The sequence below is a fragment of the Micromonospora sp. NPDC057141 genome, assembly GCF_042670805.1.
Classification (GTDB): domain Bacteria; phylum Actinomycetota; class Actinomycetes; order Mycobacteriales; family Micromonosporaceae; genus Micromonospora.
This window is the reverse complement of the sequence record NZ_JBHUVA010000004.1, coordinates 177,642-198,478: the sequence shown is the minus strand read 5'-3', so window position 1 is coordinate 198,478 and position 20,837 is coordinate 177,642. Positions and strand designations below refer to the sequence as shown.

The following is a 20,837-nucleotide window of genomic DNA, read 5'->3' as shown; positions in this document are numbered from 1 at the left end:
GCGCAGAACCTGTCTCTCCTACAGGTTGGTCCGTGCGTCACCGCTGGCGACAGGATCCAGCGACGAGGCGCCTTCCCCGTCTGCCCGAGGCATACCTTCCGGCTCGGTGCCCACGAAGCCTGTTCCGGGGCCTTCGAGCAGGTGCATCCGGTTGACGTACAGCTCGTCGTCCGTGGGGTCGTCGGGGCCCGGCTGCCACTCCCGCGACCGGTCCTGCGGCGGCTGGTCGGCCACCACCCCGGCCCGCTGGCTGAACATCCCCGGCCCACGTCCCGCCATCGGCATGGGGGCGCCGTCCGACCCGAGGACCAGGGCGTCGATCCCGACCACGTTGTGCGGGGCCGGCAACCCGCTGTGCGTGTAGATCGGCATGTCCGACACGGTTCCGCTCTGCGGGTCCAGGTAGAGCACGCTACCGTTCTGGTTCAGCGCCACCCAGGCGTGCGACCCGCCGCCCTCGTACGTGGTGATGAGGAACGCGTAACTGCCGTGCCCTCCGGCGCGCAGCTGCCCCTCGATGCTGCCGAACCCCCGGTTGACCACACCCCACCTGTCGTCGGCCGGAGTGCCGTCGTCGGGGTCCACGAGCTTCTGGAAGCGCCCGCCGGTGGCGTCCTCGACCCGCCCCGGGCCGCCGAGCTCGCCGCCGAGGGGGCGGCTGATGTCTCCGGCGGCGTACGCGTCGAAGGTGCGGGGCGCGGAGACCCGGGGACGACCGTGCATCCACGTCTCGTACAGGGACAGGGTGCAGTCCAGGCAGTTGATGCCTCGGGTCGGGTCGGCGACCGGCCCGCCGTCGTTGGCGAGCCTGAACCAGTCGCCCCGGCGGGGGTCGGCGGTGCGCAGGGCCCGCCCGTCGGCGTCCCTGGGCATGGCCCGTTCGAGGTCCGACTGGTGCAGTGCCAACGGTGGCCGGAGCCCGCCCCACTGCCCGTACCGGCGGGACCGGTCGATCGGCGGCGGGTGGTCGTCTCCGGTCAGCGCCGAGGGGCCGGAGGTCTGCACCTCTCCGACGACGAGCGACGGATCGTCCGTGTTGATCGAGTAGAAGTCGAGGGGATCGGTGACTTCGACGAACTGCGGCGCGACCGTGCCGGCGAGCACCGCCTCGGCCAGTTCGCGTGACTCGTAGGCGGCCCGCTCGTCCGCCACCGCCATCCGGTGCCACGACGTCGCGAGGTAGCCCTGACCCCGTTGCTTCAGGCTGAGCGCGTAGGCGGCGTACTCGCTGGCGCGCCGCTGGAAGAACTCGTACCGGGAACGCAGCTTCCGGGCCCCCAAAAAGCGCCGGTTGTCCTCGTGCAGGGCGCGCTGCTGGTGGAAGCGCGCCCGGTAGCGGTGCCGGTCGTGCGCCTCGCGCTCGGCCCGCCGCCTGGCGTGCCACTCGGGCGACCTGCGCGGCGGCGGGACCGGACGATCCGAGGACCGCGACCGCGGATCCAACGACTGCAGCAGGGGGAAGCGGGGTGCCGGGGGCGGGAGCGGGACGTCGGGTCCGGGGACCGCCGGTCTGGCCGTGCCCACCGTGCCCGAACCGGCCGTCGGCGAGACCACCGGGGGCGGCGCGACGGTGCCGCTCGCCGGGGCCGGCAGGTGGTATGCCGCCGGGGTCCCCGGCACGCCGGCGGCGTGGGGCCCGACGCCGTCGGCGACGGTGGCAGCGGCGACGGGCGGGGACATCGCCCCGGCTCCCCGCGTGTCAAGCTGCGCGGGCTCGGCCGGAGCGACCGAGGACAGCGTCGGGCTGACCGTCGCGCGGGAGGCCGCCGACCCGTCGGTCGCGCCGGACGTGGCCGGCGGCTGCGGCGCCGTCTCCGTGGGCACCTCCGCCAACGTGGTCGGCATCTGGCCCACGTGGCCACCGCCGACCGTGCCGGCGGCGTGGGCGTCGACGGACGCGACGAGCGGTGACTCGGGTGCCACGGCCGAGGACGACGGGGCGTGCGTCCGCAGCGCGTCGCCGGCCGCCTCGACCGTGGCCGACGCTGCCGGGCCCGGACCCGACCCGCTCGCCCCGAGCGTCGGAGCGACGGCGCCGGGCCCCGCGCCGTCGCGCGGAAGCGGAACGGTGGGACGCTCCGGGCCGGGGCCGAGGGTGGCATCGGTCGGGGCAGGCGCCAGCGCACCGAGGTCCGTCGGGGCGAAGGACGCCCCCGTGAGAGCGGCCATCCGGCCGTCGAGGCGCTTGTGCAGCGCCGCGTCGGTCTGTGCGGTGGTCGACCCGGTGGCCCCCGACGCGGCGGCCCGCGCCGCGGCCTCCAGCGACACCAGGCCCTGCCCGGTGGCGAGGCTCGCCGCCTGCTCGGCGATCACCTCGCCGGTCATCTCCCGGCCGAGGTGCTCGCCGACCCGCGCCGCCCGCCCGGTCGCGTGCCGCCCGAGGCCGGCCAGCGGCGCCGCCGCCCCGCCCGCCAGGCCGCCGAGCGCGGACATCCCCGCGTCGGTCAGGTCCAGGCCGTGCCGGCGGCCGGTCGAGTTCTGGTACGCCTGGGTGGCGAGCGTGATCCCGGACTCCTCGGCCGCCTCCTCCAGCCCGCCGCGCGCCGCCTTCCGGGCGAGGCCGCGCATGCCGCCCTCGGCCACCTGCTTGGCGGCGCGCTCGCCGGCCTCCTTGAGGCCCTGCTTGAGGGTCTTGCGGGCGAGCTGGGCCAGCAGCTTCTTGAATATCTGCTGCACGACGAACCGGCTGGCGGCGATCGCGGCGCCGGCGGCGGGCGAGGCGGCACCGGCGGTGAGCACCGCCGCCACCGCGAGGGAGAGCAGCTCGACGACGAGGATGCCCAGCTCGATCCAGACTTCCAGCTTGGCGCCCTCGATGTCGCAGCCGCACTCCTCGACCAGCCGGCCGAGGTCACCGCTCACGGCCAGCAGCACCGGCAGCGGGGCCTCGTCGCCCGCTGCCACCCGCCGCCAGGCCGCGTCGAACGCCTCCGCGACCGCCCCGACCCCGCCGTACCCGCTGCGGACCTCCCCGGCGGCGGCGACCGCGTCGGCGCGCGGACCGGCCAGGGCCTCGGCCACGCCGTACCACTGGTCGGCGAGGTCCCAGACCGCCTTCTCGTCGCCCTGCGGCCACTCCACCCCGATCACCCAGTCGAGCGCCTCGTAGACCCAGCCGGGCAGGGCCCAGGGCGAGTAGTCCAGCGGGTGCGGGATCGGGCTCGGCAGCAGGGTCACGGGGGCCTCCGGGTCGTCAGCGCCCGGCGGGCCGCTGGTCGGAGATCCGGTCGAGTCGTCCGGCGCTGTGCGCGTCCGTCCGCACGGAGTTGTCCACCGACCGCACGACGTCCTCGCCCAGGTGCTCGAGCGCGCGCCCGAGCCCCGCCCAGGCCCGCAGCAGCGTCTCCTCGAACCCCCGGTATTGCTTCTCGAACGCCGAGCCGATGTCGTCCCGCCCCCAGGGCCGGGCGGCGCTGGCCGCCGCGAGCTGGCCCCCCGCCTGGGCCCGCCGGTCGGTGACGGCCTCGCCGGCCGAGGTCAGGTCGGCCCCGCCGCGCCGCGCGCGGCCCGGGTCCAGCCAGAGCTGCCCGTCGGTCACGCCGGTCGCTCCCCGCCCCGCATGACGGCGTCGGCCCGGCCCAGCAGGGCGTCGAAGTCACCGGTGCGGAGGAACTCCATCGACCCCGACCCGGCCGGCAGGTAGCCCACCACCAGCTCCTGGGTTTCGGCGACCGCGGTGGCGGTGGCGCGGTGCACCGTTGAGGTGATCTTGCGGCTCAGGGCCCCGGCGTCACGGCTCCGGAGGGCGGCGGGGGTGAGCTCCACCGAGACGATGTCGCCCCGGGCACCGGCCACCACGGTCACCTGACCGTCGTCGGAGCGTGCGGTGACCCGCAGCGATGCGAGCCGGGACCGCAGCTCGTCCAGACCGGAACGGAGCTGGCGATAATGCCCGTACACCTCGTCGAACCGGGCTCGCAGCGCCCGGTTGGCCTCCCGGTCCACGCTCTCTGCCAACGCCGACCTCCCCGTCACCCTCGGTACGGCAGACCATACCGGGCGCCACGGATTCCGTGGGGTCCGGTAACTTCGGGTGGGTGATCGACCGTCAGCAGGCCGAACAGCTCGCCACCGTCTGGGCCCACCGGGACTCCCAGCGCCTCGGGCACGAGTGCGCCCCGCTGGTCGAGGAGTTCGACCTGGGTTACCTGATCACGTCGACGGTGACCCCGTCGGCCGCGGTTCTCCCGGGCGACCTGCCGACCACGGTGGTGGACAAGGAGACCGGCGAGGTCTCGACGTGGCCGCGCCTGCCGTTCCCCGCCGTGCGGGAGATGTACCGGCGCAGCCGGCCGGCGCAGCCCGCGCCGCGCACCGTCGACCCGGCGAGCCAGTTGCTCCGCGAGATCCGTCGCCTGCCGGCCCCCGGCACTGCCGCGCACCTGACCGTGGGCGGCCGGATGCACCGCGCGTGGGGGGCCAAGGGCGAGGCGGTGTTGCGGCACCACCGGCTGGTCCAGGAATACCTGGAGGCTCAGCCGCCCGGTCACCTGGTCCGGGGGGTGGACCGGCACGCCGAGCTGATCGTCGTGTCGGACGTCCTGCACGACCACGACCACCGGCGCGCCGCCGAGGGGCAGGCCCCGGCGACCCTCGACGAGGCGCGGGTCCTCTTCGCGGGCGGCCTGTTCGAGCTGTACTGGGTGCGCGAGCCGGGCGACCCGGCGGGCGGGCCGGCCGACCGCCCCTGCGACGCGTGCCTCCGGTTCCTGGTGCACATGAACGTGCTCCCCTGGTCCGACCTGGGGTTCAGGCAGCCCTGGTCACCCGACCCGGCCCCGGCGCCCGAGCCGGGCCGCTTCCCCGACGAGGTGGCGCACGCCCTCGTCGCCGCCGGCTGGGCGCCGCACATCGGGGACAGGATCATGGCCGCCGCCGCCGTCCGGGACGTCACGGCCGTCGTCGGGGCCGACCACTCCCACGTCGCGTTTCCCGCGGCGGTGGAGGCCATCACCCGGTTCCCCGGCCTGATCGGGTCTCGGTGCGGCCCCGGCCAGCAGGTGTGGATCTCGCGGTTCGACGTCATGCCGCACCTGGTCGCCCACAACGCCGACACGCTCGCGGACTTCGCCGCCGTGCTCGGCGTACGGCTGTTCCCGATCGGGACGGAAAACCAGGAGAGCATCATCGCCATCGACGAGCGGGGCCGGGTCTTCGCGCTGGACCAGGCCGGCGAGTGGTTCCTCGGCGACGACATCGATGCCGCCCTGACCACCCTGCTGCTCGGCCGGGCCCCCGCGCGGGTCCACGACGACGGCACCTGGTGACGCCGCCGACGCCCGCAGGCTCTACAACTGCACCCCGGTGAGGACCAGCACCCTCGGGTCGGTGTAGTCGTCCATGGCGCTGCGCAGGCCCTCCCGCCCGACGCCGCTGCCCTTCACTCCCCCGTACGGCATCTGGTCGGCCCGGTACGACGGCACGTCCCCGACGATCACCCCGCCGACGTCGAGGGCCCGGTGGGCGGCGAAGGCGACGTCGAGCCGGTGGGTGAAGACGCCGGCCTGCAACCCGTACGCGGAGTCGTTGACGGCGGCGAACGCGGCGGCGTCGTTCTCGGCCCGGGCGACCACGAGCACCGGCCCGAACACCTCCTCGGCGCACACCTTGGCGTCGGTGGGCACGCCGGAGAGCACGGTCGGCGGGTAGGTGGCGCCGTCGCGCCGCCCGCCCACCTCGATGGTCGCCCCGGCCACCACCGCCTCGTCGACCCACGCCTCGACCCGCTGCGCGGCCTCGACCGACACCAGGGGGCCGACGTCGGTCAGCGGGTCGGCCGGGTCGCCGGTGCGCAGCGCCTCCACCGATGCGACCAGCCTCGGCAGGAAGGCGTCGTAGAGCCATTCGTGCACGTACACCCGCTGCACGGCGATGCACGACTGCCCGGCCTGGTAGTTGGCGAACGTGGCGATCCGGTGCGCGGCGAAGGTGAGGTCCTCGTCGGTGTTCCAGTCCTCGCAGATCACCGCCGCCGCGTTGCCGCCCAGCTCCAGGGTGACGTGCTTGTCGGGCACGGACCGGCGGATGGCCGCGCCGACCGGCCCGGAGCCGGTGAACGACACCACCGGCAGCCGGGGGTCGGCGACCAGCTCGGTGGCCCGCTCGTTGGGCAGCGGCAACACCGAGAACATGCCTGCGGGCAGCGCGGTCTCGGCGAGGATCTCGCCGAGCAGCAGCGCCGACAGCGGGGTGGCGGGGGCCGGCTTCACGATGATGGGCGCGCCGACGGCGATGGCCGGGGCGACCTTGTGCGCGACCAGGTTGAGTGGGAAGTTGAACGGCGCGATCCCCAGCACGGGCCCCTTCGGCGCCCGGCGGACCAGCGCGATCCGCCCGGTGGCGGCGGGGTCGGTGTCGAGGCGTTGCAGCTCGCCGGAGAAGCGACGGGCCTCCTCGGCCGCCCAGCGGAACGTCGACACCGCCCGCCCCACCTCGGCCTTCGCCCACTTGACCGGTTTGCCGTTCTCGGCGGTGATCAGGTCGGCGACCTCCGCCGCGCGCTCAGCGAGCCGCCGCGAGACGTGGTCCAGGGCCGCCGCGCGGGCGTGCGCGGGCAGGGCCGCGGCCTGCGCCGCCACCTGAGCCGCGGCGGCGACGGCGGCCTCGACCTGGTCGGGCGTGGCGAGCGTGGTACGCCCCACCGCCCGGCCGTCGTACGGGTGGGTGACGGTCAGCTCGCCCTCGCCGTGTGCGGGGCGGCCGGCGACGAAGAAGGCTCTCGGCTCCACAGCTCGGCAGCGTAGCCGAGCCACAGCCTGCGCGGGAACAGCCGCTTCCACACGGAAACAGTCGCTCAAGGCCTTGTCTGCCGCGAATTCAGTAGCGAAGATGGCAGTCAGATTCCGATAACCTCCGCTGTCCGCATCCCCGGCAATCCCTCGGAGACACCTGATGAGCGACCAGCAGCAGCTGCGCAACTTCGTCGACGGCGAGTACGTCGATCCTTCCGACGGCGGGTACGCCGACCTGGTCGACCCGTGCACCGGCGAGGTCTTCGCCCAGGCGCCGGTCTCCGGCGCGGCGGACGTGGACGCGGCCATGCGGGCGGCCTCCGCCGCGTTCGAGACGTGGCGGGACACCACCCCGGGCGAGCGGCAGAAGGCGCTGCTGAAGCTCGCCGACGCCGTGGAGGCGCGGGCGGCGGAGTTGGTCGACGCCGAGGTGCGTAACACGGGCAAGCCCCGCCAGCTCACCGCCGAGGAGGAGCTGCCGCCGGCGGTGGACCAGTTCCGCTTCTTCGCGGGGGCGGCCCGGCTGCTGGAGGGCCGCTCGGCCGGGGAGTACCTCGCGGGCCACACCTCGTACGTGCGGCGGGAGCCGATCGGCGTGTGCGCCCAGGTCACCCCGTGGAACTACCCGCTGATGATGGCGGTTTGGAAGATCGCCCCGGCCCTCGCCGCCGGCAACACGGTGGTGCTGAAGCCGTCGGACACCACGCCGGTGTCGACGCTGCTGCTGGCCGAGATCGCCGCCGAGTTCTTTCCGCCCGGCGTGTTCAACGTGGTCTGCGGCGACCGGGACACCGGTCGTACCCTCGTGTCGCACCCGACCCCGCAGCTGGTGTCGATCACGGGCTCGACCCGCGCGGGCATGGAGGTCGCCTCCGCCGCCGCGCCGGACCTGAAGCGGACCCACCTGGAGCTGGGCGGCAAGGCCCCGGTGGTGATCTTCGACGACGCGGACGTGGCGGCGGCGGCCGAGGCGATCGCGGTGGGTGGCTACTTCAACGCGGGCCAGGACTGCACGGCGGCGACGCGGGTGCTGGCCGGTCCGGGCGTCCACGACGACTTCGTGGCGGCGCTGGCCGAGCAGGCCCGCAACACGCGCACCGGCGCGCCGGACGACGCCGACGTGCTCTACGGCCCGCTGAACAACGCCAACCAGCTCGCCCGGGTCAGCGGGTTCGTCGACCGGCTGCCCGACCACGCGAGCGTGCAGACCGGCGGGTCGCGGGTCGGCGAGCGCGGCTTCTTCTACTCCCCCACCGTCGTCTCCGGCGTGCGGCAGGCCGACGAGATCATCCAGCAGGAGGTGTTCGGGCCGGTCATCACCGTGCAGCGCTTCTCCGACGAGGACGAGGCGGTGCGCTGGGCCAACGGCGTCGACTACGGCCTGGCGGCGTCGGTGTGGACGCGCGACCACGGCCGGGCGATGCAGATGACCCGCCGGCTCGACTTCGGCTGCGTCTGGGTGAACACCCACATCCCGTTCGTGTCGGAGATGCCGCACGGCGGGTTCAAGCACTCCGGGCACGGCAAGGACCTGTCGGTCTACAGCCTGGAGGACTACACCCGGATCAAGCACGTCATGCACCACATCGAGGGCTGAGCAATGTCGTCTTCGGAGGAGTTGCACAAGCGGCGGGGCGCCGCCGTGGCTCGGGGCGTCGGCAGCGTCGTCGGCGCGTACGTGGACCGGGCCGGCGGCGGCACGATCACCGACGTCGACGGGCGGGAGTGGATCGACTTCGCCGCCGGCATCGCGGTCACCAACGTCGGCAACTCCGCGCCGCGCGTCGTGGCGGCGGTACGCGCGCAGGTCGAGCGGTTCACCCACACCTGCTTCATGGTCGCGCCGTACGAGTCGTACGTGGCGGTGTGCGAGCAGCTCAACGCGCTGACCCCGGGCAGCTTCGAGAAGCGCTCGGCGCTGTTCAACTCGGGCGCGGAGGCGGTGGAGAACGCCGTGAAGATCGCCCGGCACGCCACGGGGCGGCCGGCGGTGGTGGTGTTCGACCACGCCTACCACGGGCGGACCAACCTGACGATGGCGCTGACGGCGAAGAACATGCCGTACAAGCACCGGTTCGGGCCGTTCGCGGGCGAGGTCTACCGGGTGCCGATGTCGTACCCGCTGCGCGACGGGGGCCTGTCCGGGGCCGAGGCGGCGGCACGGGCGATCGAGACGGTGGAGAAGCAGGTCGGCGCGGAGAACGTGGCCGCGCTGCTGATCGAGCCGATCCAGGGCGAGGGCGGTTTCGTCGTACCGGAGACGGGTTTCCTGCCGGCGCTGCGCGAGTGGGCGACGGCGGCCGGGGTGGTCTTCGTCGCCGACGAGATCCAGACCGGGTTCTGCCGCACCGGGGACTGGTTCGCCTGCGACCACGAGGGCGTCGTGCCGGACCTGGTGACCCTGGCGAAGGGCATCGCGGGCGGCCTGCCGCTGGCGGCCGTGACGGGCCGGGCGGAGCTGATGGACGCGGTGCACGTGGGCGGCCTCGGGGGCACGTACGGCGGCAACCCGATCGCCTGCGCGGCGGCGCTCGCCACGATCGAAACCATGCACCAGCTGGACCTGGCCGCCGCCGCCCGCCGGATCGGCGCGACGATGGCCGACCGGCTGCACGCGATCGCCGCCCGCGACGCGCGGGTCGCCGAGGTACGCGGCCGGGGCGCGATGCTCGCCGTGGAGCTGGTGCAGCCGGGCACGCTCGTCCCGGATCCGGCCGCTGCGGCGGCGGTGTCGGCGGCCTGCCACGCCGCCGGCCTGCTCACCCTGACCTGCGGCACGTACGGCAACGTGCTGCGCCTCCTGCCGCCGCTGGTCATCTCCGACGCGGAGCTGTCCCGGGGCCTGGACATCCTCGACGCCGCCTTCGGCTGAGCGGCTGCGGGGGAGGACCCGCGCCGGAACCCTTTACGCCAGATTGTGGCGGCATGGGGCCCATCCTGGTCACGAATACATCAACATATCTCTGTCCTTCGCTCCGGGTGCCATACGATCCCCGTCATTCGATCAGCCTTGATCGATTGGCGCGCCACAAGCGCGCAGTTCAAGGAAGGAAAGACCCGAGGGATGACAGACTCACCCGCCACAGGACGCCGCTGGCGTATCGGTGTGGCCACCGCCGCCGTCACCGCGACCATGGCCTTCGGCGCTCCGGCGACCGCAGCCCCCGCCGAGGGCCAGATCCTCCTCGCCGGCGGCGCGACCGCGGTCGAGAACTCGTACATCGTGGTGTTCAAGGACACCGCGGTCGGCCGGCCCGAGGTCGGCAGCCGGGCCCGTGGCCTCGCCGGCAAGCACGGCGGCGCCGTCGGCCGGACGTACCAGAACGCGCTGCGCGGGTTCGAGGCCCGGCTGACGGAAACCGCGGCCCGGCGGCTCGCCGCCGACCCGGCGGTCAGCTACGTGCAGCAGAACCACACCGTACGCATCTCCGCCACGCAGAACCCCACCCCGTCCTGGGGCCTGGACCGGATCGACCAGCGGGCCCTCCCCCTCGACAGCTCCTACACGTACGCGAACAACGGCGCGGGCGTGAAGGCGTACATCATCGACACCGGCATCCGCCTCTCGCACAGCGACTTCGGCGGCCGGGCCGTCTCCGGGTACGACTCGGTCGACGGCGGCACCGCCGACGACTGCAACGGGCACGGCACCCACGTCGCCGGCACGGTCGGCGGCACCGCGTACGGCGTGGCCAAGGGCGTCACCCTGGTCGGCGTCCGGGTGCTCGACTGCGAGGGCAACGGCACCAACGCGGGGGTCATCGCCGGCATCGACTGGGTCACCGGCAACCACGCCGCCGGTGAGCTGGCGGTCGCCAACATGAGCCTCGGCGGCGGCTTCGACCAGGCCACCAACGACGCGGTGGCCCGCTCCATCGCGGACGGCGTCACCTACGGCCTCGCCGCCGGCAACGACTACGGCGCGAACGCCTGCGACAGCTCGCCCGCGAGCACCCCCGCCGGCATCACGGTCGGCGCGACCACCAGCACCGACGCCAAGGCCGGCTACTCCAACATCGGCTCCTGCCTGGACATCTTCGCCCCGGGCAGCTCGATCACCTCGGCCTGGTACACCAGCGACACCGCCACGAACAGCATCAGCGGCACCTCGATGGCGACCCCGCACGTGGTCGGCGCCGCCGCGCTCGCACTAGCCGCCAACCCGGCCTTCACCCCGCAGCAGGTCCGCGACAAGCTGGTCGACGACGCCACCAGCAACGTGGTGACCAGCCCGGGCACCGGCTCGCCGAACAAGCTCCTCCACGTCGGCGACGGCGGCACCACCCCGCCGCCCCCGCCGCCCTCCGGCTGCACGCAGACCAACGGCACCGACACGTCCATCAGCGACAACGCCACGGTGGAGAGCAGCATCACCATCGCTGGCTGCACCGGCAACGCCGGCTCCGGCAGCACCGTCGCCGTGGACATCGTGCACACGTACATCGGTGACCTGGCGGTCAGCCTCGTCGCCCCGGACGGCAGCACCTACCCGCTGCACAACAGCACCGGCGGCAGCGCCGACAACATCAACCAGACCTACACCGTGAACCTCTCCGGCGAGGTCGCCAACGGCACCTGGAAGCTGCGCGTCCAGGACGCCGCCAGCGGCGACACCGGCTACCTCAACAGCTGGACGCTGAACCTGACCGGCGGCGCCACCACCACCTGCACCGGCACCAACGGCACCAACGTGACGGTCAGCGACAACGCCACGGTCTCCAGCACGGTCGCGATCTCCGGCTGCACCGGCACCGCCTCGTCGACCAGCACGGTCGCGGTCGCGATCGTGCACACGTACATCGGTGACCTGGTGGTCAGCCTCGTCGCCCCGGACGGCAGCGCGTACACCCTGCACAACCGCACCGGCAGCGGCACCGACAACATCAACCAGACCTACACCGTGAACCTCTCCACGGAGACCCGCAACGGCACCTGGACCCTGCGGGTCCAGGACGCCGCCAGCGGCGACACCGGCTACGTCGACAGCTGGACCCTGACCCTCTAACGGCCGACCGGGCCCCTGCCGTGCGCCGTACGGCAGGGGCCCACCGCCGCGCCACCCGGCGTCGACCGGGTCCCACCGCCGCCGAAGGCGACCGCAAGGGCTCCGCCCTTGGCGATCCGGGGTGAGGTGGGTCACCATGGGCGCGAGGAGGTCGCCGTGGCTGACCCGTGGCTCGCCCTGGAGTTCGGTGCCGATCCGGCCGAGCGGATCGCGCAGGTCGGTGCCGCCCACGAAGCCTTCCTCAGCGCGGGCACCGAGCCGCGCCGGGTCCGCGAGGTGGTCCGGCACTCGTGGCGGCGGTCGGCGCTGCTCGACCCCGAGGCCACCCCACCGGTCGAGCTGACCGACGACGCGCTGGAGAGCTACCGGGCGGCCCACCCCCTCGCCCGGGTGTTGCCGCTGTTCCGGGACCTGCTCGGCGGCATCGCGCTGGACGGGGCGCACCTCATGGCGGTCTGCGACGCGCACGGGCGACTGCTCTGGGTGGAGGGGCACCCCGGCGTACTCCGGCACGCCGAGCGGATGAACTTCGTGCCGGGCGCCCGCTGGGACGAAGCGCACGCCGGCACCAACGCCCCCGGCACCGCCCTCGCCGTCGACCACAGCGTGCAGATCTTCGCCACCGAGCACTTCAGCCGGCCCGTGCAGCGGTGGACCTGCGCCGCCGCCCCGATCCACGACCCGGCCACCGGACGGATGCTCGGCGCGGTCGACATCACCGGCGGCGATCACCTCGCCCACCCGCAGAGCCTCGCCCTGGTCCGGGCCACCGCCCGCGCCGCCGAGGCCCAGCTCGCCGCCGACACGCCGGCTGACGCCGGTACGGTCACCGTCGCCGCGCTCGGCCGCGACGAGGCCGAGCTGCGTGCCGGCGGGCGGACCATCCGGCTCGGCCGGCGGCACAGCGAGCTGCTGGTGCTGCTGCTCGACCATCCACGCGGGCGCACCGGCGAGCAGCTCGGCCTCGACCTGTACGGCGACGACCGGCTGCACCCGGTCACCCTGCGCGCCGAGCTGTCCCGGCTGCGCCGGGCGCTGGGCGCCGACCTGCTCGACTCCCGCCCCTACCGGCTGCGTCCCCGGGTGCGGGCGGACTTCCGTACCGTCGTGGAGCTGCTGGAACGCGGTGAGGTGGCGGGTGCCCTCGACGCGTACCCCGGGTCGTTGCTCCCCTCCTCCGACGCGCCGGGGGTGGCGCGGCTGCGCCGGCTGGTCGACGGGCAGCTGCGCGCCGCCGTGCTGGCCGGCGGCGACGCGGCGGCGCTCGCGGCGTGGACCGCGACGCCGGCCGGCGCGGACGACCTGGCCGCCTGGCAGGCCCTGGCGCGGGCGCTGCCGCCGGGCGCACCCCGCCGGCCCCTCGCGCTGGCCCGCGCCCGCCAGCTCGGCATCGAGTACGGACTCAGCGGCGCAACGTCGCTGCAACGTCCGAGTAACTAACGTCGCGCCATCCACCCCGACCAACGACGGCGGAGGTACCGATGACGCGCTACGACGCGCCCACCCACTGGCAGTCCCGCTACGACCACTTCATCGGCGGCGAGTACGTGAAGCCGCACCGCGGCCAGTACTTCACCAATCCCACCCCGGTCACCGGCCAGGCCTTCTGCGAGGTGGCCCGGGGCACCGCCGAGGACGTCGAACGCGCCCTCGACGCCGCACACGGCGCGGCCGACGCCTGGGGACGCACCCCGGTCGCCGAGCGGGCGCTGATCCTCCACCGGATCGCCGACCGGATGCAGGAGAACCTGGAGTCCCTCGCGGTCGCCGAGACCTGGGAGAACGGAAAGCCGGTACGCGAGACCCTGGCCGCCGACATCCCCCTCGCGATCGACCACTTCCGCTACTTCGCCGGAGCGATCCGGGCCCAGGAGGGATCACTCGGCGAGCTGGACGACGACACGGTGGCGTACCACTTCCACGAGCCGCTCGGCGTCGTCGGGCAGATCATCCCGTGGAACTTCCCGATCCTGATGGCCGTCTGGAAGCTCGCCCCGGCCCTGGCGGCCGGCAACGCGGTGGTGCTGAAGCCGGCCGAGCAGACCCCGGCGTCGATCCACTACCTGATCTCGCTCATCGCCGACCTGCTCCCGCCCGGCGTGGTCAACGTGGTCAACGGCTTCGGCGTCGAGGCGGGCAAGCCCCTCGCCTCCTCGCCCCGAGTGGCGAAGGTGGCGTTCACCGGCGAGACCACCACCGGTCGGCTGATCATGCAGTACGCCAGCGAGAACATCAGACCCGTCACCCTGGAGCTGGGCGGCAAGAGCCCGAACATCTTCTTCGACGACGTCAGCGCGGCCTCCGACGACTTCCTGGACAAGGCCCTCGAAGGCTTCACCATGTTCGCCCTCAACCAGGGCGAGGTGTGCACCTGCCCGTCGCGGGCGCTGATCCAGCAGGGCCACTACGCGGACTTCCTCGCGGCGGCCGTCGACCGGACCCGGCAGGTACGCCAGGGGCACCCCCTCGACACCGACACGATGATCGGCGCGCAGGCGTCCAACGACCAGCTGGAGAAGATCCTGTCCTACCTGGACATCGGCCGCCAGGAGGGCGCGAAGGTGCTGACCGGCGGCTCGCGGGCGGACCTCGGGGGCGAGCTGTCCGGCGGCTACTACGTCGAGCCGACCGTCTTCGAGGGCGACAACTCGATGCGGATCTTCCAGGAGGAGATCTTCGGCCCCGTCGTCTCGGTGACCTCCTTCGCCGACCTCGACGACGCCGTGAAGATCGCCAACGACACCCTGTACGGACTCGGGGCCGGCGTCTGGACCCGGGACATGAACACCGCGTACCGGGCGGGGCGGGCGATCCAGGCCGGCCGGGTGTGGACGAACTGCTACCACGCGTACCCGGCGCACGCCGCGTTCGGCGGGTACAAGCAGTCCGGCATCGGCCGGGAGAACCACAAGATGATGCTGGAGCACTACCAGCAGACGAAGAACCTGCTGGTCAGCTACTCCCCGAAGAAGCTCGGCTTCTTCTGATGCCAACGTCCGTGGTCACCCTCACCCCCGCGGCGGCCGAGCTGATCCGGTCGCTGCGGGGGCGGCACGGGCCGCTGATGTTCCACCAGTCCGGCGGCTGCTGCGACGGCAGCGCCCCGATGTGCTACCCGGCCGGCGAGTTCCGCACCGGCGGGTCGGACGTGCTGCTCGCCACGCTGGCGGTCGACGGCGTGCCCGAGGCGATCGAGTTCTGGATGTCGAGGGCCCAGTGGGAGCTGTGGCGGCACACCAGGCTCACGGTCGACGTGGTCCCGGGGCGTGGCAGCGGCTTCAGCCTGGAGGCCCCGGACGGCGTCCGTTTCCTGATCCGCTCCCACCTCGCATGACCCTCTCTCCCACCCCACCCCCAACCCCACGCACGGCGCTGTCATCGGTCGAACCGGGTGCCGGGCCGGTGCGAGGTGCCGCCGTCGAAGGGCGCGCCGACGATGACGACGTCCGCGTCGGCGTACGAGGCCGGGTCGTCGAGGGCGCAGCGGTCGACGCCGAGGAAGGTGACGTCGGGGCCGAACATCCGGCCCGTACCGGGTCATCGCCGCACCGGTCCGGCCGCACCGGTCACCGGTCCTCCAGGCCCCACGGGGAGCCGTAGCCGGTGAGCAGGTCGAGGAACGGGCGCGGGGGCAGCGCCTCGGGGCCGATGACGCCGGTGGCGGACCACGCGCCGGTGGCGAGCAGTTCCAGGGCGACGACCGGGTTGACGGCGGTCTGCCAGACGACGGCCTGGTGGCCGTACTCGGCCATGGACCACTCGTTGTCGACGACGTGGTAGAGGTAGACCTCGCGGGGCCGGCCGTCCTTGCCCACGCCCTTGACCCAGGTGCCGGCGCAGGTCTTGCCGCGCATCCGGTCGCCGAGGGTCGCCGGGTTGGGCAGGGCGGCGGCGACCACGTCGCGCGGGGACATCCGCACGCCGCGCACGGTGACCGGCTCGGTGGAGTCGAGGCCGAGCTTGTGCAGGGTACGCAGGACCTCGATGAACTCCTCGCCGAGGCCGTACTTGAAGGTGACCCGTCGGGCGTCGACCCAGCGCGGGATGAGCAGCACCTCCTCGTGTTCGACGTTGACGCACTCGACGGGGCCGATGCCCGCGGGGAAGTGGAACACCTCGGGCTCGCTGAACGGTTCGGTGGTGAACCAGCCCCGGTCGCGTTCCCAGATCACCGGCGGGTTGAGGCACTCCTCGATCGTGGTCCAGATGGAGAACGACGGGGCGAAGTCGTAGCCGGAGACGGTGAGGTTCGCGCCGTCGCGTACCCCGATCTCGTCGATCTCGGCGAACAGCTCGTCGGCGGCGTAGCGGGCGAAGACGTCGGACAGGCCCGGTTCGACGCCGATGCCGCACAGGGCGAGCCGGCCGGCGGACGCCCACCGGTCGGCGACGGCGAACTGCTCGTCGCCGAGTTTCACGCCGGTCTCGGCGTAGGGGCGCAACGGGTGCGGGTGGGACAGCGACATGGCCATGTCGAGGTAGTCGGCGCCGGCCGCGTACGCGCCGTCGAAGATCGGCATGACGAAGCGCGGGTCGACGGCGTTGAGCACGTGGGTGATCCGGTGCTCGCGGCACAGCGCGGCGACCGCGTCGGCGGAGGAGGCGTCGACGGTCGCGGCGACGAACCGGTCGCCGTGCCCGGCGACGGCCCGCGCGGCGCGGGCGGCGTCGGCGTCGGCGACGACCATGGTGTCGAAGAATGTTCGGCGGGCGGCGATGGCGACGGCGGCGGAGCCGACCCCGCCGGCGCCGACGAGCAGGATACGCATCAGGAATCGAACCCCAAACCAAGACGATCGAGTGTACGGAGCCACCCGTTGCGCCGGCCGTCGTGCGCGTCGGCGCGGGCCAGCGACCAGCGGGTGAGGTGGATGCCGGCGGCCCGGACGGGCTCCGGCGGGAACGGCAGCGGCTTGCCGCGCACGAGGTCGAGCCGGGTCAGCGGGGTGTCCCCGCCGGCCAGCAGGTCGAGCATGACCCGCGCGCCGAACCGGGTGGCGCCGACGCCGAGGCCGGTGTAGCCGGCGGCGTAGGCGAGCCGGCCGTCGTAGGCGGTGCCGAAGAACGGGCAGAACCGGGTGCAGGTGTCGATGACGCCGCCCCAGCGGTGGCTGAACCGGACGTCGGCGAGCTGCGGGAACGTGGTGAAGAAGTGCTCGGCGAGGGCGGTGAAGGTGGCCGGGCGCTGCTCCAGCTCGGGGGCGACCCGGTTGCCGTGGTGGTAGACGGCGTCGTAGCCGCCGAACAGGATCCGCCCGTCGGCGGTGATCCGGTAGTAGTGGAACTGGTTGCCGGTGTCGGCGAGGCCCTGCCGGTTGCGCCAGCCGATGGCGTCGCGCTGGGCGGGCGTCAGCGGCTCGGTCATCAGCGCGTAGTCGTAGACGGGCACGACCCGGGCACGCAGCCGGCGCAGCAGCGGCGGGAACGCGTTGGTGGTGAGCACGACCTGCCGGGCGCGCACGACGCCGGGGGCCTGCTCGACGCCGCCCGCCGTGCTGGCGGCCAGGGCGGCGGCGTCGCCGCGCAGCCCGGTGACCCGGGTGTGTTCGTGGACGCGGACGCCGAGGTCGAGGCAGGCGCGGCGCAGGCCCCAGGCGAGCTTCGCCGGGTCGAGCATGGCCACCCGGTCACGGTCCCACATCCCGCCGAGGTACGTCGGCGAGTCCACCTCGGCGCGCACCTCGTCGCGGCCGAGCAGCCGCACGTCGTGGCCGTGGCGGCGGGCCAGCTCCGCGTCCTCGGCGAGCCCGTCGAGCTGGTACGGCCGCACCGCCACCGCCAGCTCGCCGGTGCGCTCGAAGTCGCAGTCGATGCCGTACTCGTCGACGGTGGCGGCGATCGCGGCCAGGTTGTCCCGGCCGAGGCGTTCCAGCTCGGCGACCTCCCCGGGGAACCGGGCGACGCCGTTGGCCAGGCCGTGGGTGAGGGAGGCGGAGCAGAACCCGCCGTTGCGCCCGGACGCCGCCCAGCCGCAGGTGCCGGCGTCGACGAGCAGCACGTCCGCGCCCGGGTCGGCCTGCTTGGCGAGCAGGGCGGCCCATAGCCCCCCGTACCCGCCGCCGATCACCAGCAGGTCGGCGGTGTGCGCGCCGGTCAGCGGCGGCAGCGGGTCGGGGCGTTCGGGCCGGTCGAGCCAGTACGGTACGGGCGCCGCGTCGGCGAGCGCCCGGCCGGTATGCGGGAGGATCATGACGGGCTCTTCGCCCGCCGGCCGGTCGCCGGGGCGACCGGGAGGGTGGCCCGGCGGGTCCGCCGGCCGCGCAGCGAGCTGAGGCCGACGAGCAGCAGCGCGATGGCGAACATGGCCGTGCCGATGACGTTGACCTGCGGCGGGATGCCCCGCTGCGCGGCACCCCAGACGTACATGGGGAACGTGACGGTGGTGCCGGCGTTGAAGTTGGTGATGATGAAGTCGTCGAAGCTGAGCGAGAACGCCAGCAGCGCGGCGGCCACGATGCCGGGGAGCACCAGCGGCAGGGTGACCAGGCGGAACGTCTGCCACGGGCTGGCGTACAGGTCGGCGGCGGCCTCCTCCAGCCGGCGGTCCATCCCGGCGAGCCGGGCCTTGACGGTGACCACCACGAACGACACGCAGAACATGACGTGGGCGATGACGACGGTCCAGAATCCCTGCGGCACCCCGGCGGAGACGAACAGGGCCAGCAGCGAGGTGCCCATGACCAGCTCGGGGGTGGCCATCGGCAGGAAGATCAGCACGTTGATCCCGGACCGGCCGGTGAACCGGTGCCGCACCAGCGCGAACGCCATCAGCGTGCCGAGCACGGTGGCGACGACGGTGGCGATGAAGCCGATCTGCACGCTGCGCACGACCGCATCGCACATGTCGGAGGTGGCGCAGGGCTGCCGCCAGTTGTCGAGGGTGAACTCGTTGAAGTCGTACGACAGGCGGCTCGACGGGCGGTTGAACGACAGGGCGGCGACCACGGCGATGGGCAGCGACAGGTAGCCGAGGACGAGCAGGGCGACGCCCATCACCCAGTGGTCGGCGAGCCAGCGGGACAGTTTCACAGCACCTCCTCCGTGCCGGCCCGGCGCAGGTAGACGAAGACCACCGCGAGGATCGCCGCCATCAGCAGGAACGACAGGGCCGCCCCCTGCGGGTAGTCCAGCCGGACCAGGAACGCCGAGTCGATGACGTTGCCGATCATGTATTCGTTGGGGGTGCCGAGCAGCTCGGCGTTGATGTAGTCGCCGGTGGCCGGGATGAAGAACAGCAGGGTGCCGGCGATCAGGCCGGGCATCGACAGCGGCAGGGTGACCCGGCGGAACGTCTGCACCGGGCTCGCGTACAGGTCGCCGGCCGCCTCCAGCAACCGGTAGTCGAGCCGCTCCAGGCTTGCATACAGCGGCAGGACCAGGAAGGGCAGGAAGTTGTACGTCAGACCGAGCACCACCGCGACGGGGGTGGCGAGCAGCCGGCCGTCGGGGCCGAGCAGGTGCACGTCGCGCAGCAGCCCGACCAGAGCGCCGTTGTCGGACAGGATCGTCTTCCAGGCCAGGGTGCGCACCAGGAAGCTGGTGAACATGGGGGCGACGACGCAGACCAGCAGCAGGTTCTTCCACCGGCCGGCCTTCTGGGCGATCGCGTACGCCAGCGGGTAACCCATCAGCAGGCCCAGCGCCAGCGCGATCCCGGCGTAGAGGAACGACCGGCCCAGCTGCGGCCAGTATGCCTGCACCGCGTCGGGATAGTTGCCGAACGCCCAGGTCAACGCGTATCCGGTGGAGAGCGAGCCGGCGGGGTCGTAGAGGCTCGCGGCGGCGAGCTGGAACAGTGGCACGGCGAAGAACAGCAGCAGCCAGGCCGCGCCGGGCAGGAGCAGCAGGTACGGCAGCAGCCGCTGCCGCCCGCCCCGGGGCGACGAGGGTGTCGCCGGTTGCCCCGTCGACGTGGGCACGTGGGCCAGCGCGGTCACGAGGACGCACCCACCGGCTCGTCGAGCAGGCCGGCGGTGCTGTCGTCCGCGCCGGGCTGGCGGGGCAGCAGGAACGCGTGCCGGGGATCCCAGTGCGCCACCACGGACGCACCGACTGGCACCCGGCCGCCGAGGCCGCTGTTCGCCGCGAACGCGGACAGCTCGCTGCCCCACCCGGTGCGCACCAGGTACTGGGTGCTGACCCCGACGTACGAGGCGTCGGTGACCACCCCGGTCACGTACTGGTGGCCGGCGGGCACCCGGTCGGCGGTGTCGACGAGGTGCAGCTTCTCGGGGCGTACCCCCAGGTAGACCGGGCCGGAGGCGATGCGGGCGCGGCCGGCGGGCACGGAGTAGCGCGCGCCGTGGGCGGTGACCGGCACGTCGGACCCGGCGGGCCCAGCGGCCTCGGCGGCGAGCAGGTTGGACTGGCCGAGGAAGTTCGCCACGAACGCGGTGGCCGGATATTCGTAGATGTCGGCGGGGGCGCCGAGCTGCTCGATCTTGCCGGCGTTCATCACCGCGACCGTGTCGGCCATGGTCATGGCCTCCTCCTGGTCGTGGGTGACGTGCACGAAGGTGATGCCGACCTCGGTCTGGATGCGCTTGAGCTCGATCTGCATCTGCCGGCGCAGCTTCAGGTCGAGCGCGCCGAGCGGCTCGTCGAGCAGCAGCACCTGCGGCCGGTTGATCAGCGCCCGGGCGAGGGCGACGCGCTGCTGCTGCCCGCCGGAGAGCTGGGCGGGGCGGCGGTGGCCGAAGCCGTCGAGCTGCACCAGGGCGAGCATCCGGTTGACCTCGTCGTCGACCGAGCGGATGCCGCGCCGGCGCAGCCCGAACGCCACGTTGTCGAAGATGTCGAGGTGCGGGAAGAGCGCGTAGCTCTGGAACACGGTGTTGACCGGCCGCTTGTACGGGCGCAGCCGGGCGATGTCCCGGTCGCCGAGGAGCACCTGTCCGCTGGTCGGCTGTTCCAGGCCGGCGATCATGCGCAGGGTGGTGGTCTTGCCGCAGCCGGACGCCCCGAGCAGGGCGAAGAACGAGCCCTGCGGAATGGTCAGGCCGAGGTCGTCGACCGCGGTGAAGATGCCGAACCTCTTGGTCAGGTTGACCAGCCGCAGGTCGCCGGCCGGTGTGTCGCGTCCCGTCGTCTTCGCGCTCATC

At 73.4% G+C, this 20,837-nt stretch carries 17 protein-coding genes; 7 read left to right on the top strand and 10 right to left on the bottom strand.

Annotated elements, in window-relative coordinates:
* Positions 1 to 18: 18 nt before the first annotated feature.
* From ACFT41_RS05465 to ACFT41_RS05455, 3 genes are read right to left on the bottom strand one after another with little or no spacing between them, the layout of a single operon-like run.
* Entirely contained in the window at positions 19 to 3,177 is a 3,159-nt protein-coding gene (locus ACFT41_RS05465; protein WP_377588737.1) for a toxin glutamine deamidase domain-containing protein, read from the bottom strand.
* 16 nt (positions 3,178 to 3,193) lie between these two features.
* Positions 3,194 to 3,538, bottom strand: a complete 345-nt coding sequence (locus ACFT41_RS05460; RefSeq protein ID WP_377588736.1) for a hypothetical protein — start codon at positions 3,536 to 3,538, stop codon at positions 3,194 to 3,196.
* The gene (locus tag ACFT41_RS05455; RefSeq protein ID WP_377588735.1) at positions 3,535 to 3,957 is read right to left on the bottom strand and encodes a YbaB/EbfC family nucleoid-associated protein; all 423 of its coding nucleotides are present in this window, start codon (positions 3,955 to 3,957) and stop codon (positions 3,535 to 3,537) included. The genes ACFT41_RS05460 and ACFT41_RS05455 overlap by 4 nt, the downstream gene beginning before the upstream one ends.
* Positions 3,958 to 4,037: 80 nt before the next feature.
* On the opposite strand from ACFT41_RS05455, the gene ACFT41_RS05450 reads away from it, so the two are divergent.
* The gene (locus ACFT41_RS05450) at positions 4,038 to 5,267 is read left to right on the top strand and encodes an SUKH-3 domain-containing protein (RefSeq protein ID WP_377588734.1); all 1,230 of its coding nucleotides are present in this window, start codon (positions 4,038 to 4,040) and stop codon (positions 5,265 to 5,267) included.
* A 21-nt stretch (positions 5,268 to 5,288) separates the two neighbouring features.
* Here ACFT41_RS05450 and ACFT41_RS05445 read toward each other — a convergent pair whose 3' ends face one another.
* Positions 5,289 to 6,728: an aldehyde dehydrogenase family protein gene (locus ACFT41_RS05445; protein WP_377588733.1), complete on the bottom strand. Its 1,440-nt coding sequence runs from the start codon at positions 6,726 to 6,728 to the stop codon at positions 5,289 to 5,291.
* A gap of 163 nt (positions 6,729 to 6,891) precedes the next feature.
* Here ACFT41_RS05445 and ACFT41_RS05440 point away from each other — a divergent pair, with 163 nt between their 5' ends.
* From ACFT41_RS05440 to ACFT41_RS05415, 6 genes are all read left to right on the top strand, one after another.
* Positions 6,892 to 8,328 carry a gamma-aminobutyraldehyde dehydrogenase gene (locus ACFT41_RS05440; protein WP_377588732.1) on the top strand — a complete coding sequence of 479 codons (1,437 nt, stop codon included), beginning with the start codon at positions 6,892 to 6,894 and terminating at the stop codon, positions 8,326 to 8,328.
* A gap of 3 nt (positions 8,329 to 8,331) precedes the next feature.
* Entirely contained in the window at positions 8,332 to 9,603 is a 1,272-nt protein-coding gene (gabT, locus tag ACFT41_RS05435; protein ID WP_377588731.1) for a 4-aminobutyrate--2-oxoglutarate transaminase, read from the top strand.
* A gap of 192 nt (positions 9,604 to 9,795) precedes the next feature.
* Positions 9,796 to 11,736, top strand: coding sequence for a proprotein convertase P-domain-containing protein (locus tag ACFT41_RS05430; RefSeq protein ID WP_377588730.1), 1,941 nt, complete (start codon positions 9,796 to 9,798; stop codon positions 11,734 to 11,736).
* Positions 11,737 to 11,892: 156 nt separating this feature from the next.
* On the top strand, positions 11,893 to 13,176 hold the full coding sequence (locus tag ACFT41_RS05425) for a GAF domain-containing protein (RefSeq protein ID WP_377613751.1): 1,284 nt from the start codon (positions 11,893 to 11,895) through the stop codon (positions 13,174 to 13,176).
* 41 nt (positions 13,177 to 13,217) lie between these two features.
* On the top strand, positions 13,218 to 14,723 hold the full coding sequence (gene adh / locus ACFT41_RS05420; RefSeq protein WP_377584253.1) for an aldehyde dehydrogenase: 1,506 nt from the start codon (positions 13,218 to 13,220) through the stop codon (positions 14,721 to 14,723).
* On the top strand, positions 14,723 to 15,070 hold the full coding sequence (locus ACFT41_RS05415) for a DUF779 domain-containing protein (protein ID WP_377584255.1): 348 nt from the start codon (positions 14,723 to 14,725) through the stop codon (positions 15,068 to 15,070). The genes adh and ACFT41_RS05415 overlap by 1 nt, the downstream gene beginning before the upstream one ends.
* 41 nt (positions 15,071 to 15,111) lie before the next feature.
* Here the strand turns inward: ACFT41_RS05415 and ACFT41_RS05410 are convergent, their stop codons facing one another.
* The 6 genes from ACFT41_RS05410 to ACFT41_RS05385 are packed head-to-tail and all read right to left on the bottom strand — an operon-like array spanning position 15,112 to position 20,836.
* Positions 15,112 to 15,258 (bottom strand): hypothetical protein, encoded by a 147-nt coding sequence (locus ACFT41_RS05410; protein WP_377584257.1) that lies wholly within the window; start codon positions 15,256 to 15,258, stop codon positions 15,112 to 15,114.
* Positions 15,259 to 15,302: 44 nt separating this feature from the next.
* Positions 15,303 to 16,505, bottom strand: coding sequence for a saccharopine dehydrogenase family protein (locus ACFT41_RS05405; RefSeq protein WP_377584259.1), 1,203 nt, complete (start codon positions 16,503 to 16,505; stop codon positions 15,303 to 15,305).
* Complete coding sequence (locus ACFT41_RS05400) at positions 16,505 to 17,926, bottom strand: NAD(P)/FAD-dependent oxidoreductase (protein WP_377584261.1); 1,422 nt, start codon at positions 17,924 to 17,926, stop codon at positions 16,505 to 16,507. Before ACFT41_RS05400 ends, ACFT41_RS05405 begins: the two co-directional genes overlap by 1 nt.
* Positions 17,923 to 18,765, bottom strand: coding sequence for an ABC transporter permease (locus ACFT41_RS05395; protein WP_377584263.1), 843 nt, complete (start codon positions 18,763 to 18,765; stop codon positions 17,923 to 17,925). The genes ACFT41_RS05400 and ACFT41_RS05395 overlap by 4 nt, the downstream gene beginning before the upstream one ends.
* Positions 18,762 to 19,673: an ABC transporter permease gene (locus ACFT41_RS05390; protein WP_377584265.1), complete on the bottom strand. Its 912-nt coding sequence runs from the start codon at positions 19,671 to 19,673 to the stop codon at positions 18,762 to 18,764. The genes ACFT41_RS05395 and ACFT41_RS05390 overlap by 4 nt, the downstream gene beginning before the upstream one ends.
* Positions 19,670 to 20,836: an ABC transporter ATP-binding protein gene (locus ACFT41_RS05385; protein ID WP_377584267.1), complete on the bottom strand. Its 1,167-nt coding sequence runs from the start codon at positions 20,834 to 20,836 to the stop codon at positions 19,670 to 19,672. Before ACFT41_RS05385 ends, ACFT41_RS05390 begins: the two co-directional genes overlap by 4 nt.
* Position 20,837: the final 1 nt, after the last annotated feature.

Bases quoted from the DNA above. Each gene is read 5' to 3' on its own strand.
- ACFT41_RS05440 (WP_377588732.1), top strand. From the start codon at position 6,892: ATGAGCGACCAGCAGCAGCTGCGCAACTTCGTCGACGGCGAGTACGTC.
- gabT (WP_377588731.1), top strand. From the start codon at position 8,332: ATGTCGTCTTCGGAGGAGTTGCACAAGCGGCGGGGCGCCGCCGTGGCT.
- ACFT41_RS05430 (WP_377588730.1), top strand. From the start codon at position 9,796: ATGACAGACTCACCCGCCACAGGACGCCGCTGGCGTATCGGTGTGGCC.
- adh (WP_377584253.1), top strand. From the start codon at position 13,218: ATGACGCGCTACGACGCGCCCACCCACTGGCAGTCCCGCTACGACCAC.
- ACFT41_RS05415 (WP_377584255.1), top strand. From the start codon at position 14,723: ATGCCAACGTCCGTGGTCACCCTCACCCCCGCGGCGGCCGAGCTGATC.
- ACFT41_RS05410 (WP_377584257.1), bottom strand. From the start codon at position 15,258: ATGTTCGGCCCCGACGTCACCTTCCTCGGCGTCGACCGCTGCGCCCTC.
- ACFT41_RS05405 (WP_377584259.1), bottom strand. From the start codon at position 16,505: ATGCGTATCCTGCTCGTCGGCGCCGGCGGGGTCGGCTCCGCCGCCGTC.
- ACFT41_RS05400 (WP_377584261.1), bottom strand. From the start codon at position 17,926: ATGATCCTCCCGCATACCGGCCGGGCGCTCGCCGACGCGGCGCCCGTA.
- ACFT41_RS05385 (WP_377584267.1), bottom strand. From the start codon at position 20,836: ATGAGCGCGAAGACGACGGGACGCGACACACCGGCCGGCGACCTGCGG.